Origin of the sequence: Synechococcus sp. CCY 0621 (genome assembly GCF_019038465.1) — a bacterium.
Lineage (GTDB): Bacteria > Cyanobacteriota > Cyanobacteriia > PCC-6307 > Cyanobiaceae > Cyanobium.
The window spans coordinates 55,949-68,781 of the sequence record NZ_JAFKRH010000010.1; the positions used below are offsets into that span (position 1 = coordinate 55,949).

The following is a 12,833-nucleotide window of genomic DNA, read 5'->3' on the forward strand; positions in this document are numbered from 1 at the left end:
CTGTCTGCTCAGTGGGTCACCCTATCAGTTGGTGTTGCTTGGCACGATCTGGATCAGCCAGCTGCCCAGGTAGCCGGAGACGGGGATGTCGCCGGGGGCCTGGGCCAGGGCGTTGAACTGATACATGCCGGCGTTGAACGGGTTGAACACGTTCATGTAAACACCGATGGTGTCCTTGTCAGAGACAGGCGTTTCAGGGAAAATGTCGATGGATCTGCCATTCGCCGACACTTCGATCGTGGCAGGGATCGTTTCCAGGCAGCGGGTTCTTTTCAGCATCCCCCCTTCACTCATCCTGCAGAGCTTGACCTGCTTGGGATCGATCTTGGTGTCGAAGTGGCTGGGAACGCTGATGCTCAACTTCAGAATCGCGGTCTTGCGGTCCTTCGGCCGCAGCATCAGGTAGTACTCCGCTCGCTGCATGCGGACCGTGTCGGTGCTGAAGAAGTAAAGCTTGCGGTAATCCTTGTTGTTCTCCCAGCGGAATTCCATCAGCCCAGGCGTGCCCTGGGCGAGGGCCGGAGCAGTGCCGACAGGGGAGAGGGCGGTGGCGGTGGCGACGGCCAGCGCTCCGAGGGCAGCTGTGCCCAGACGGCCGATCAGGCCCGTGGGATGGGACCGCTCAGGCGGAAAGGAGGGCATGGCTTGGAAGAATGTCATGTTGAAAGTCTCAACACGCCGGCGCGTCTGCCGCGCCTTCAGTGGTCGGCGGGGGAGCTGGCTGGGGCCGAAGGCTGGCCCGCCTCGACCCGATCGGGCCTCAGCCGGGCGGCGTCCCGCAGGTAGGGATGGACCACCTCCCGATGGGCGTCCATCCAGGCGTGGGCCAGCAACCGGATGCAGCGGGGCAGGTCCCCGGCCACCGCCATCTGCTGGCAGTCCAGCAGGGCCACCCGTCCCCAGTCGGCCCGGCGCCTGGCGATCGCGGCCGGGAAGCAGGCGTCCAGATCGGCGGTGACGGAGAAGGTGACCGAGAGCACCCGGTCCCCCACCAGGTCGTTGCGGCGCAGCAGCTCCTCGATCAGCTCGGCCACGGCCTCCGCAATCGCGTCGCCGCTGTTGGCGCTGGCGGTGGTGGCTCCCCGCAGGGCCCTCAGCTCGAGACCAGGCTTCATGACGTCAGGGGCGATGGAGCCAGAGGGGCTGGCCGTTCCAGGCCAGTTCCAGGCTCAGGGACTGGGACAGCTGCTGCAGCAGTGTGGCGCCCGGCAGCAGGCCCAGCAGCTTCCTGGGCGGTTTGCCGAAGCTGACGGTGCGGGTTTTCTCCGGATCCAGCCCCGCCAGCTCCGCCGCCAGCAGGCGAGCACTCTCCTCGTCCCCCAGGACGTCCACCAGGCCCAGGGGTAAGGCCTGGGCGCCACTGAAGACCCGGCCGTCGGCGAAGACCCGCACGGCCGCCTCCTCCAGGCCCCGTCCCACGGCGACCGCGGAGACGAACTGGGTGTAGCTGGAATCGATCAGCTCCTGCAGCAGCAGGCGCTCCGCTTCGGAAAGGGCGCGGTCGGGGGAAAGGATGTCCTTGTACAGGCCGCTCTTGACGGTTTCGAAGCGGATGCCGATCCGCTTCAGCAGCCGTGAGAGGTCATTGCCCCGCAGGATCACGCCGATCGAGCCGGTGATGGTGCCGGGGTTGGCGACGATCTTCTCCGCGGCCACCCCCACGTAGACGCCGCCGGAGGCGGAGATGTTGCCGAAGCTGGCCACCACCCGGCAGCCCTTCTGCCGTAGACGCAGCAGGGCCGCATGGATCTCCTGGCTATCGCCCACGGTGCCGCCGGGGCTGTCGATGCGGAGCAGCAGCGCGGGGCACTCCCGCTGCTGCACCTGCTCAATGGCCTTCAGCACCCGGACGCGGGTGCCCCCGGCGATCGGCCCTTCGATGGCGATGCGCGCCAGGGTTCGTCGGGACTTGCGGCGCCAGGGCCAGGGCATTGTGGAGATGCGCGGTGGCTGGATCTTAAAAAGAAGGCCTGGAAAGGCCTGCTGTCAGGCCTCCCACCCCTCCACCTCCACCGACGCCCAGGTCGCACGCCCCATGCCCCGGACCCTGCGCTGGGTGTTGATGCTTCTGCCCTTCGCCCTGTGGGGCACAGCGATGGCGGCAATGAAGCCGTTGCTGGTGGGGGCGTCCCCGGCGATGCTGGCCAGCCTGCGGCTGCTGCCCGCCGGGCTGGTGCTGCTGCTGGCGGCCCGCCTGCTGGGGCGTTCCTGGCGCATCGATCCCGTGGATTGGCCCTGGCTGCTGTTGTTCGCCGCCGTCGACGGCAGCCTGTTCCAGGGGTTGCTGGCCCGGGGACTGGGCCAGACCGGGGCGGGCCTCGGCTCGGTGCTGATCGATTCCCAGCCCCTGCTGGTGGCCCTGCTGGCCCGCACCCTGTTCGGCGAAGCGATCAATCCGGTGGGCTGGCTGGGCCTGTTGATCGGCCTGCTCGGCATCCTCTGCCTGGGCCTGCCGGGGGAGGTGCTGCGCCACTGGTGGCTGCAGGGGCCCCCGGCCCTGCAGGGGCAGGCCTGGAGCCATGGCGAGGCCTGGATGCTGGCGGCGGCGGCGGCGATGGCGGTGGGCACGGTTCTCTGCCGCTATGCCACCCGGCGCAGCGACCCTGTCGCCATCACCGGCTGGCACATGCTGTTCGGCGGCGTTCCCCTGCTGCTGCTGGCCGGCGCCGAATCCCTGCTGCGGCCTGAGGCTGTCGCCTTCTGGCCCCACTGGAGCCTGGGCCAGTGGGGGCTGATGGCCTATGCGGCCCTGTTGGGCAGTGCCCTGGCCTACGGACTGTTCTTCTGGTTCGCCAGCAGCGGTGATCTCACCGGTTTCACCGCCCTCACCTTCCTGACGCCGGTGTTCGCGGTGCTCTGCGGGGTGCTGCTGCTTGAGGAACGGCTGGGCCCCCTGCAATGGCTGGGTGCCGTGCTCGCCCTGATCTCGGTGCTGCTGATCAACCAGCGCGGCCGGCTCTGGCAGGCGAGCGGGAGGACGGAGCCGGCTTCGCCATGACCCGCACACTCCTGTTTGTTCACCAGAACTTCCCTGGCCAGTACCGTCACCTGGCGCCGGCCCTGCAGCGCCGCGGCGACCGGGTGGTCGCCATCGGCGGCCCCACCAGCCAGCCCCTCCCAGGCTTCCCACTGCATCGCTACGACCCACTGCCGGCCGGTGGGGTGCCCCCCTGCCATCCCTGGGCGGCTGATTTCCAGACCAAGGTGCTGCGGGCCGAGGCGGTGGCCCGGTGTCTGGAGCCCCTGCTGCAGGCAGGCCTGCGGCCCGATCTGGTCATCGGCCATCCCGGCTGGGGCGAGCTGCTGGTGGTGAAGGATCTGCTGCCGGACGTCCCGGTCCTGCACCAGGTGGAGTTCATCTATCAGCTGCAGGGGGCAGATGTGGGATTTGACCCGGAGTTCGCCGACTCCGACTGGCGGCTGCGGGCCCGGTTGCGGTTGCGGCGGGCCCCCCAGCTTCTCGCCCTCCAGGATCTGGACTGGGGGCTGGCCCCCACCCCCTGGCAGGCCAGCACCGTGCCAGCTCCCTACCGCCAGCGGCTGAGCGTCATCCATGAGGGCATCGATACCGCCGCCATCGCCCCGCAGGGGCCCGCCCGGCTGCAGCTGCAGCGCGCCGGTCTGAGCTTCACCCCCGGTGACGAACTGGTGAGCTTCGTGGCCCGGAATCTGGAGCCCTACCGCGGCTTCCACACCTTCATGCGCATGCTGCCTCTGCTGCAGCGGCTGCGCCCCAGGGCCCAGGTGGTGATCGTGGGTGGGGAGGGTGTGAGCTACGGCGCGGCGCCCCCCGGTGGTGGCAGCTGGAAGGAACTGATGCTCCAGGAGCTCGGCGACAGCCTCGATCGCTCCCGGATCCATTTCGTCGGCCACGTGCCGCACCCGGTGCTGCATGAGCTGTTCCGGGCCACGGCCTGCCATGTGTATCTCACCGTTCCCTTCGTGCTCAGCTGGAGCCTGCTGGAGGCGATGAGCTGCGGCGCCCTGGTGATCGGCTCGGCCACGGCACCGGTGCAGGACGTGCTCACCGATGGCCACAACGGCCTGCTGGTGGATTTCTTCGACCACCGGGCCCTGGCCGAGCGGTTGGCGGCCGTGCTGGCCGATCCCTCGTCCCACCATGGGCTGCGGCAAGAAGCGCGCCGGACCGTGGTGGAGCGGTTTGATCTGACCCGGGTGTGCCTGCCCCAGCAGCTTGAACTTGTGGACCGGCTGATCGCCTGACGGGCGACACAGGACCTCAGGGGTGGGGAGCGATAGGTTCCCTCCGATTCGCCCCGCCCGTTTGCCCGCCCTGCCCCGCCCCCAGCGCCGCCGGTTGCTGTTGATCACCTTGCTGCTGGGCTTGGTGCTCTACGCCTGGCAACTGGGCAGCACGGGCCTGGTGGATGAAACGCCGCCCCTGTTTGCGGCATCGGCGCGGGCCATGGCGGAAACGGGCGACTGGCTGATCCCGCGGGTCAACGGCCTGCCCCGCTACGACAAGCCGCCCCTGGTGTACTGGCTGATGGGGCTCGTCTACGCCCTGCCCGGCCAGGACCAATGGAATCCCCTGGGCACCTGGGCAGCCCGGTTTCCCTCTGCCCTGGCCGCCATCGGCGTGATGCTGGCCCTGGCGGACACCCTGCTGCGCTGGCCCCAGCCTCCCTGCGCCGGCCGGGTGCCGGATGCGGTGGCCGTGCGGCCGGGGCTGACGGCCCTCACTGCCGCCCTGGCCTTCGGCCTCTCCCCCCTGGCCCTGGCCTGGGGACGCACGGCCGTGAGCGATTCCCTGTTCAGTGGCCTGGTGGCCCTGGCGCTGTTGCTCTGTTGGCAGGCCTATGCCGACCCGGCGCGGCCTTGGTGGCTGCCGTGGCCCGTCCTGGGGCTGGCCGTGCTGACCAAGGGGCCGGTGGCCGTGGTGTTGCTGGCGATCACCCTGCTGCTGTTCGGCTGGCTGCAGGACGACATCGGTGGGCTCTGGCGGCGGCTGCGGCCCCTGCGGGGCCTGGCGCTCACGGCCCTGGTGGCCCCGCCCTGGTATCTGCTGGCACTCCACAGCGAAGGCCGCCCCTTCTGGGACAGTTTCTTCGGCTACCACAACCTGCAGCGATTCACCGAGGTGGTGAACCGCCACCTGCAGCCGTGGTGGTTTTTCCTGCCGGTGATGCTGGTGGCCAGCCTGCCGGTGACGCCGCTGCTGCTGGTGGGGCTGGCCCGGGCCATCGGCCCGCTGCGACGCGCCTGGTGCCCCACCCTGCCGCAGCCCCCTGCCGCCTCGTTGGCCCGCTTCGCCGCTTGCTGGCTCCTGGCGGTGCTGCTGTTCTTCACCGCCGCCGCCACCAAGCTGCCGAGCTACTGGTTGCCGGCCACGCCCGCCGCGGCCCTGCTGGTCGCCCTGGCGGCCCAGACGGCCTGGACCGGCGGTGGCGGCCGCCCCTGGGAGCGCTGGGCCTGGGGCCTGAGCCTGTTGCTGGTCACGGGTCTGGGGCTGGTGTTCCTTGCGGCCCGCCTCTGGCTGCCCCTGATCAACGATCCAGAGATGCCCACGCTGGCGGCGGAGCTCGACGGCAGCCCACTGGTGCCCCTGGTGGCCGCCTGCTGGCTGCTGGCGGCCCTGCTGGGCTGGCTCTGCCGCCGCCGCCGCCCCCCCCTGCGACTGCTGGCCCTGCAACTGCCGCTGGTGCTGTTCGTTCCCACGGCCCTGCTGCCCCTGTGGAGCGTGGGCGATCGCCTGCGGGGCGAGCCCGTGCGCCGGATGGCGGCGGCCCTGCAGCGCGAGGGCCGTGCCGGCGAGCCCGTGGCGATGGTGGGCGTCCTCAAGCCCTCGCTGCACTACTACGGGCGGCGGGTGGTGATCTACGAGGGCATCGGAGTGGAGGGGCCCATCAACCTGGCGGAGCGGCTGCGCCGGGAGCGACGGGTGGGCCAGCAGCCCAGCACACCGGACGCGCAGCCCACCGTCCTGGTGGTGATCGACCAGACCACCGCCCGCGCCCCCTTCTGGCGCCACCTGGGGGCCAGCGAGATCGCCAGTGCCGGGGTGTATCGGCTCTGGCGCCTCGACCGCCGCCGCCTTGAGGCGTCGGTGGCCCATCTGCGCCGTAATGGCATTGCTCCCGACTGGCAGGCGCCCCGGCCGGAGCGGTACTAAGCCGCCGGCAGGTGGATGTGGAAGCGGCTCCCGACCGCGATCTCGCTCTCGACGTCGATGGAGCCCCCCATCGCCTCCACCAATAGCTTCACCACCGACAGGCCCAGCCCTGAGCCCCGCTCATGCTCGATGGCGTTGCGGCCGCGGTGGAAGCGGTCAAACACCTTGGGGATGTCCTCGGGGGCGATGCCGATGCCCTGGTCCTGGACGCTGATGCAGAGCGTCCCTGCGCCCTGGGACAGGTCGAGGTTGATCGGCCGGCCAGGAGGCGAATACTTGTCGGCGTTTTCGATCAGGTTGAGCAGCACCTGCTGCAGGCGGTCGGTTTCGGCCACGGCCTTGATCGGCCCTTCGGCGGCCTCCTTGGGCAGGGTGAGCAGCAGCGGGCGTGACAGCTGGCTGCGGGCCAGGTCGCAGGCGGTGGTGAGCACCTCATCCACCGCCACCGGCGTCAGCACCATCTGCAACTGGCCGGATTCGCTGCGGGAAAGATCCAGCAGGTCGTTGAGCATCCGGGTGATGCGGTGGGTCTCGGCCTCGGTGGTGGCCAGGGCACGCATCTGCTCCGGATCCAGGTTCTGGCCGCGGCGCTGCAGGCGGCGCAGATAGCCGCCGATGATCATCAAGGGGTTGCGCAACTCGTGCGAGACAAGCCCCACGAAGTGCCGCTGCTGACTCCAGGCCAGGGCCAGCCGGTCGAGGAGGTCATTGAAGGACCCTGCCAGTTCCGCCACCTCCAGGGGGGCCCGCTCCAGCTTGAGGTGGCTGGTGGCGAGGCTTTCCGACGTCACACCAGCCGCCATCAGATGGAGATCCCGCAGGGGCTGGAGGAGGCGTCGCGTCAGGATCGAGATCGCCACCAGGGTGAGGACCAGGCACAGGATCCAGACCCCGAGCAGACCCAGCAGGATGGTGCGCAGCGTGGTGATGTTGGGGCTGATGTCCTCGGCCACCCACAGCTGGCTGCCTTCGGCGGAGCGATGCAGGGGATGGCTGAGGTAGCTGTTGCCCTCAAGATCCTTCACCAGCCGGTAGTCCGTCCCGATCAACAGCGGCGTGATGCTGGGCCCGGGCCAGGGGCCCTTGGGCGCCGCCATGGACTGCTCGACGAGCCCTGAAAAGGCAGTGGTCTGGCTGGAACTGGGCCTTGGCACCACCAGGGAGCCGTCGCTGTGCTGCACCCAGAAGAAGCGCTCCTTGACGCTGAGGCGATCCAGTTCCTGGCGCAGGTGGCTGGCATTTCCAGGGGAGGGGTCGCTGCTGCTCTGATCGAGTGAGAGCGTGAGCGATCCCGCCGTCAGCCGTTGCCCCGCCTGTTGCTGGCGCAGCAGGCACTGCTGATTGATCAGCAGGGTGAAAGCAGAAGCGGCGGTGAATCCAAGGAACACCGACGTGAAGGCCGCCAGCCTGAGCTGGCCGAGCAGGCTGCCGAACAGGCGGTGCCGCCAGCGATGGGCAGGTGACCCAGCCTGGGGGGGGACGGGTGGCTGGGTCGTCACAGGGGACTGTTCTCGCTCCGCTTGGGCAGGAGCCGCTCCAGCAGATCGGGCAGCTTGGCGAGAAGTTCGTGTTTCAGCACGTAGTCGTCGGCGCCGGCCTCCTGGGCCTGTCGGCGCCGTTCGGGATCGTTCAAGGAGGTGAAGATCACCACCGGTACGGTGAAACCGTGGGCGCGCAGATCACGCAGGCATTCGATGCCGTCGCAGTCGGGCATCTGCACGTCGAGGATGACGAGATCGATTCCCCCTTCTCCCAGCACCTTCTGAAGGCCCAGGCCATCGGTGAGGGTGCGGACGTCGCAGCCGGCATCCGCCAGCTCTTCGGCCACCATGGCGCGGATGTGGGGGTCATCGTCGACGATCGAGACGGTGGGTCGTTCGGACGTTGGCCGTTCAGGGCAGGTCATGACCTGGGTGGCGGTGGGGACGATCGCCCGCTGTGCCGAACGACCCTGAAGGGAGAGGGGTGAGTTCATGGCGCCTGGAACCGTGCTTCATCTTGGCGTGATCCGAGTCAATCGGCAGGGATGAAAAGTGGCTGAAAAAAACCAGATCATGCCGCCACCGGTTGGGGGCAGAGCTCCTGGTAAAGCTTCTCCAGAGCGTCAATGTTGCCGGTCAGGGTGTAGCGCTCCAGGGCTCTGTTGCGGGCCCGCCGTCCCAGTTCCGCCGTCAGCACCGGTTGGTCCCGCAACACCGGCAGCAGGGTGCGCAGCTGGGTGGTGACACCCTGGGTGCTGATCACGATGCCCGCACCGCCCTCCAGCACCTCCCCATCGGCACCGGCATCGGTGGCCACGCAGGCGGTGCCGCAGGCCATGGCCTCCAGCAGGGCCAGGGAGAGCCCCTCCACGAGTGAGGGCAGCAGGAACACCTCGGCGAGCTGCAGCAGGGCCACTCGCCTGGCCCGGCTGGCCTCGTAGCCCCACCAGATCACGTCGGCCTCCGTTCCGCTCTGCAGGGAGGAGCGCAGGGGGCCGTCCCCCACGATCACGAGCACACAGCCCTGGGGGCGCACCAGCCGCCAGGCCTTCAGCAGGGCCTCAACGTTCTTTTCCGTGGCCACCCGGCCCATGTAGAGGAACACGCGTCGGCCGCCCACCCTCAGGCGCAGCTGGGCCAGTTCGGGTTCGCTGCCCGGGACCGCTGGCGCCCAGGTGTCGGTGTCCACGCCATTGGGAATCACCGCCAGCCGCTCCCGACGCACCCCCAGGCGCACCAACACCTCGGCCTGCAGCTCGGAGAACACGATCACCCGATCGAACTTCGCCAGGGAGGGCGCGTAGAGCTGGTAGGTCAGCTGCTGGGTGCCCGCGGTGAGGTTGCGCAGCCCGGCGTCGAAGGGGGGATGGAAGGTGGCCACCAACGGCAGCCCCAGCTGCTGACAGAGGTCGGGCAGCCGGAAGTCGAGGGGGGAGAGGGTGAGGCTGGCGTGCACGAGATCGGGCCGCTGCCGCTCCAAAGACTCCCGCAACTCCCTCTGGGCGCCAGGGGAGGGAATCGTGTACACCTGCGACTTCACCAGGTAAGGCAGGGCCACCTCGGGGTTCTCGTCCGGGCGCCCGAGCACGCTGAGCTCGCCCGCCCCCGCTTCCGGCCGGCCCAGGGAGGGGGAGGGGGTGTCGAAGTGAATGAAGCTCACCGAGTGGCCGCGTTGCCGCAGAGCTTCGGTGGTGCTCAGGCCGTAGGTGACGTTGCCGCAGAACGGGGATTTCTTTCCCAACCAGGCAATGTGCATCACCTGTATGGCATCACGCAACAGCCGAATTTAGCAGCGCCATGCGAGCCATCAACTGCTGCGCCAGGGGCGTTCACTCAGGGCGGCGATGGCCGCGATGGCCGCCAGCCCCCACAGCACCGGCAGCAGCCCATAGCGGCTGACCACGGTGCCCGCCAGCACCAGGGGCAGGCTGAGGGCGATGTTGATCAGGTTGTTCTGCAGGCCGAACACCCGGCCACGCTGGTTTTCCGGGGTGTCTTCCTGGATTGTGGTCTGGGCGGGGATCGCCAGCAGGGCCGCGCCCACCCCCAGCAGGCCGCAGAGCAGCAGGGTGAACACCAGGTTGCCGCGCAGCTGGCCCAGCAGCACCAGGCACCAGGCGATGGTTCCCAGTCCCGCACTGGCCAGGCCCCGCCGGCTGAAACGTTCGCCCAGCTGGGCCATCGCCAGGGCCCCCACCGCCAACCCCAGCCCGCTCATGGCCAGCAGCACCCCGAAGCGGGTGGGACCCAGCCCGCCGATCGCCGCCGCCAGGCTGATGGCCAGCACGTAGAGGGCCGCGAGCAGGCTGTAGAGCAGCACCAGCTGGATCATGGCGCTGCGCACTTTGGGACGCTCCCGCAGCACCTGCACCCCTTCGCCGATCTCCTCCCAGACGGAGATGGAGCGGGGCTCCCGCGGCGGTTCAGAGATCTCGATGCCGGCGATGGCCACGGCCGCAGCGCCGTAACAGAGCGGCAACAGCACGAATTCGCCGCCGGGGATGCCCACCTGGGCCAGGAGGGTGCGCAGCAGGCGCAGAATCGGATCACCGAGGGCGAAACCGACGATGGTGGCGGCCATGCTGGTGGCCTGGTACACCGAATTGGCGGCGAGCAGCTGGGGATAGCCCACCAGCAGGGGGATGGCCGCCTGCTCGGCCGGCGCGAAGAACTGGGTCAGCACCGATTCAAAGAACGTCATGACCACCAGGGCCCAGTAGCCCCAGCTGAGCCCCAGCCACATCGGCCCCGGCAGCAGGCACAGGGGGGCCAGCATCACCAGAGCCGCACGCAGGCCGTTGGAGGCCACCATCACGGTGCGCTTCGGCCAGCGGTCGGCCCAGACGCCCGCCACCGTCCCCAGCAGCATCGCCGGCACGGTGTTGGCCACGTAGATGCCGGTGGCCAGCAGGGTGATCATCTGGGCCCGGGTCTCGAAGCTCATCCGGAAGGCCGCGGCCGCCTCGGCGAGGGCCGCGTTGCTCTGCGGCGTGTCCGTCACCCAGTACTGGGCGATCAGGAACACCATCAGCACGATGTAGAACTTGTCCGCCAGCTGGGAAAACACCTGGCCGATCCAAAGCCGCCGGAACCCCGGCAGCGCAAGGACTCCGGCCAGTCCCCTTTCGGTCTTGCCGCTCGGGCTCATGCTGGCTCGGACGGTTGGGAGGGCATGGGGTCGCAGGCGGTCCGCAGCAGTCTGAAGGCTCGGGGTCTCTGACCGAGATGCTCCCCGCACCAGGACTCCACCAGATCCAGCAGGTGCAGCCACACCACCTCCGGCCCCATCAGCTGGCCGTCGCGGCGGCGGGGCGGGGCGGGGCGCGTCAGCCGCTGCAGCAGGGCCAGCTCGGAGGGGTTGAGCATCACCCGGGCCCCCGGTATGGCGCCGATCGCCAGCCCCTCGCTGGGCAGCAGGCTGCAGCGCCAGGCCCAGTCGCCGATCGGCGGCAGCAGCGGGGCGCCACTGCGGACGCAGTGCTGCAGGGGCAGGGCGAAGCCCCCGAGGGCCAGCAGGTGGACGCTTCCCTGCACGGCCACCGCCAGGGCCTCCACCCGCTCAGCGCGGTCGGTCACCACCGCCTCCAGACGCCCCAGCTGGAGCAGCAGGTCGGCGAGCACGCCCGGGGCGGGAGCATCGGCGGGAACGAGTTTCAGGCAGAGCTCAGCCAGGGCCTGGGCGGCGGCCAGGGTCTCCAGCCGCTGGGCCAGGCCGCTGTAATTGCGCAGCATCCGCAGCTGGCGCACCCGCCGCAGGCCACTGCCGCCCCCCACCTGAACAAACAGGTGGGCCAGGGGCACCGCCGCCGCCAGGCTGCTCTTCGGACGGCGTGCCCCCGGCACCGCCAGCCGGGTGAGTCCTTCGGCCTCGCTGAGCAGGGTGAGCAGCCGGTCGTGTTCCCCCAGGGGGCGACAGGTGAGCGCCAGTCCCTCGAGGTGGCCTTCAGGCACCGGCGCGCAGGGCCTGCATCAGGGCCACGCCCCGGCTCGTCCCCAGCCGGCTGGCTCCGGCTGCCACCAGGGCCAGCGCCTGCTCCAGATCGGCAATGCCGCCGGAGGCCTTCACCGCGGCGCGGCCCCGGGCCAGGGCCATCAGCTGGCCCACCTGATCGGTCGTCACCGGGGGGCCGAAACCGCTGCCTGTCTTGAGGTAACGCACGCCGGCATCGATGCTGATCTCCACCAGCAGGGCCAGGGCTTCGGGCTCGAGGCGGCCCACCTCCAGGATCACCTTCACCGGCAGTCCGAGATCGGTGATGGCCGCCAGGTCGTCGAGCACGGCGGTGCCATCACCATCGGCGAGGGCGCCGAAATCCGGCACCACGTCCAGTTCGTCAGCACCGGCGGCGGCGGCCCACTCCGCCTCCGCCCGTTTGATCGCCGCAGGGATGGCTCCAAAGGGGAACCCCACCACGGCGATCAGTTTCACCGCCCCGTCGACCGGCAGCCGTTCGCGGGCCAGCGGCAGCCAGCGCGAGGCCAGGCAGACGCCTGCAAAGCCGAAGTGACGGGCCTCATCGCAGCAGCGCAGGATCGCCTCCTGGCCCCGGTGCGGGTCCAGAAGGGCGTGGTCGATCAGGGGCGCGAGATCGGGACGTTCCGCTTGCCGTTCAGGTGTCACGGGCCTGGATGACGCCGAATCCACCGTGGTTGCGTCGGTAGACCACCTGGATCTGGCCCGTGACCGCATCGCGGAACATGTAGAAGTCGTGGTCGATCAGATCCAGCTGGTGCAGGGCCTCCTCCAGCTCCATCGCCGGCATGGCGAAGTACTTGCGACGCACGCCGCGGTGGGGCACGGCGGGCACGAGACCATCGGTGAGCGAGTCCCCGGGATTGGGCAACGTGGCGGCTCCAGCCTCCTCGGCGGCGGCCGAGCGGTGCACCGGTCCCTGGGTGCGCTCCTGCAGACGGTCCTTGTAACGGGTCAGCTGGCGGCTCAGCTTCGTGGCCACCATGTCGATGCTGGCGTAGAGGTTCTCGCTGCGTTCCTGGGCCCGGATCACCACGCCGTTGGCGAAAACAGTGACCTCGGCCGTCTGCTGCGGAACCCTGGGGTTGCGGGCCACCGACAGATGCACGTCGGCTTCCTTGACGATGCCATCGAAGTGGCTGATGGCGCGGTTGAGCTTGGTTTCGGTGTACTCCCTGATCGCTGGTGTGACGTCGAGGTTGCGGCCGTGGATCAGCAGTTTCATTCGGGTGCTCGTCTCCAGAGG

The 12,833-nt window shown here is 69.5% G+C and carries 13 protein-coding genes; 3 read left to right on the top strand and 10 right to left on the bottom strand.

The genetic code is table 11. The annotated features are described in order from the left end of the window. Positions 1-24: 24 nt before the first annotated feature. Genes KUG43_RS02320 through sppA form a run of 3 tightly spaced genes read right to left on the bottom strand, consistent with a single transcriptional unit; the run spans position 25 to position 1,932 of the window. The gene (locus KUG43_RS02320; RefSeq protein ID WP_216905644.1) at positions 25-642 is read right to left on the bottom strand and encodes a DUF2808 domain-containing protein; all 618 of its coding nucleotides are present in this window, start codon (positions 640-642) and stop codon (positions 25-27) included. A gap of 56 nt (positions 643-698) precedes the next feature. Then, complete coding sequence (gene aroH / locus KUG43_RS02325) at positions 699-1,115, bottom strand: chorismate mutase (RefSeq protein ID WP_216905646.1); 417 nt, start codon at positions 1,113-1,115, stop codon at positions 699-701. Positions 1,116-1,119: 4 nt separating this feature from the next. Further along, on the bottom strand, positions 1,120-1,932 hold the full coding sequence (gene sppA, locus KUG43_RS02330; RefSeq protein ID WP_216905648.1) for a signal peptide peptidase SppA: 813 nt from the start codon (positions 1,930-1,932) through the stop codon (positions 1,120-1,122). 103 nt (positions 1,933-2,035) lie between these two features. Here sppA and KUG43_RS02335 point away from each other — a divergent pair, with 103 nt between their 5' ends. The 3 genes from KUG43_RS02335 (at position 2,036) to KUG43_RS02345 (ending at position 6,133) form a co-directional block, all read left to right on the top strand. Further along, the gene (locus tag KUG43_RS02335; protein ID WP_216905650.1) at positions 2,036-2,998 is read left to right on the top strand and encodes a DMT family transporter; all 963 of its coding nucleotides are present in this window, start codon (positions 2,036-2,038) and stop codon (positions 2,996-2,998) included. Continuing rightward, positions 2,995-4,224, top strand: coding sequence for a glycosyltransferase (locus KUG43_RS02340; RefSeq protein ID WP_216905652.1), 1,230 nt, complete (start codon positions 2,995-2,997; stop codon positions 4,222-4,224). Before KUG43_RS02335 ends, KUG43_RS02340 begins: the two co-directional genes overlap by 4 nt. A gap of 61 nt (positions 4,225-4,285) precedes the next feature. Then, a complete protein-coding gene (locus KUG43_RS02345; protein WP_216905654.1) occupies positions 4,286-6,133 on the top strand; it encodes an ArnT family glycosyltransferase in 1,848 nt (615 codons plus the stop codon). On the opposite strand, the gene KUG43_RS17205 is transcribed toward KUG43_RS02345, so the two are convergent. The 7 genes from KUG43_RS17205 to hpf all read right to left on the bottom strand — a co-directional run bounded on the left by KUG43_RS17205 (position 6,130) and on the right by hpf (position 12,812). Further along, entirely contained in the window at positions 6,130-7,632 is a 1,503-nt protein-coding gene (locus KUG43_RS17205; protein ID WP_216905656.1) for a sensor histidine kinase, read from the bottom strand. The two genes, KUG43_RS02345 and KUG43_RS17205, sit on opposite strands and share 4 nt — an antisense overlap. Then, on the bottom strand, positions 7,629-8,108 hold the full coding sequence (locus tag KUG43_RS02355) for a response regulator transcription factor (protein ID WP_216905658.1): 480 nt from the start codon (positions 8,106-8,108) through the stop codon (positions 7,629-7,631). Before KUG43_RS02355 ends, KUG43_RS17205 begins: the two co-directional genes overlap by 4 nt. Positions 8,109-8,185: 77 nt before the next feature. Beyond that, positions 8,186-9,373: a glycosyltransferase family 4 protein gene (locus KUG43_RS02360; protein WP_216905910.1), complete on the bottom strand. Its 1,188-nt coding sequence runs from the start codon at positions 9,371-9,373 to the stop codon at positions 8,186-8,188. A gap of 48 nt (positions 9,374-9,421) precedes the next feature. Then, on the bottom strand, positions 9,422-10,762 hold the full coding sequence (locus KUG43_RS02365) for an MFS transporter (RefSeq protein ID WP_216905660.1): 1,341 nt from the start codon (positions 10,760-10,762) through the stop codon (positions 9,422-9,424). Then, positions 10,759-11,565 carry a DNA repair protein RecO gene (gene recO, locus KUG43_RS02370; protein ID WP_216905662.1) on the bottom strand — a complete coding sequence of 269 codons (807 nt, stop codon included), beginning with the start codon at positions 11,563-11,565 and terminating at the stop codon, positions 10,759-10,761. Before recO ends, KUG43_RS02365 begins: the two co-directional genes overlap by 4 nt. Beyond that, positions 11,558-12,235 (bottom strand): deoxyribose-phosphate aldolase, encoded by a 678-nt coding sequence (deoC, locus tag KUG43_RS02375; protein WP_216905664.1) that lies wholly within the window; start codon positions 12,233-12,235, stop codon positions 11,558-11,560. The genes recO and deoC overlap by 8 nt, the downstream gene beginning before the upstream one ends. Then, complete coding sequence (hpf, locus tag KUG43_RS02380; protein WP_216905666.1) at positions 12,225-12,812, bottom strand: ribosome hibernation-promoting factor, HPF/YfiA family; 588 nt, start codon at positions 12,810-12,812, stop codon at positions 12,225-12,227. Before hpf ends, deoC begins: the two co-directional genes overlap by 11 nt. Between the last annotated feature and the right edge of the window lie 21 nt (positions 12,813-12,833).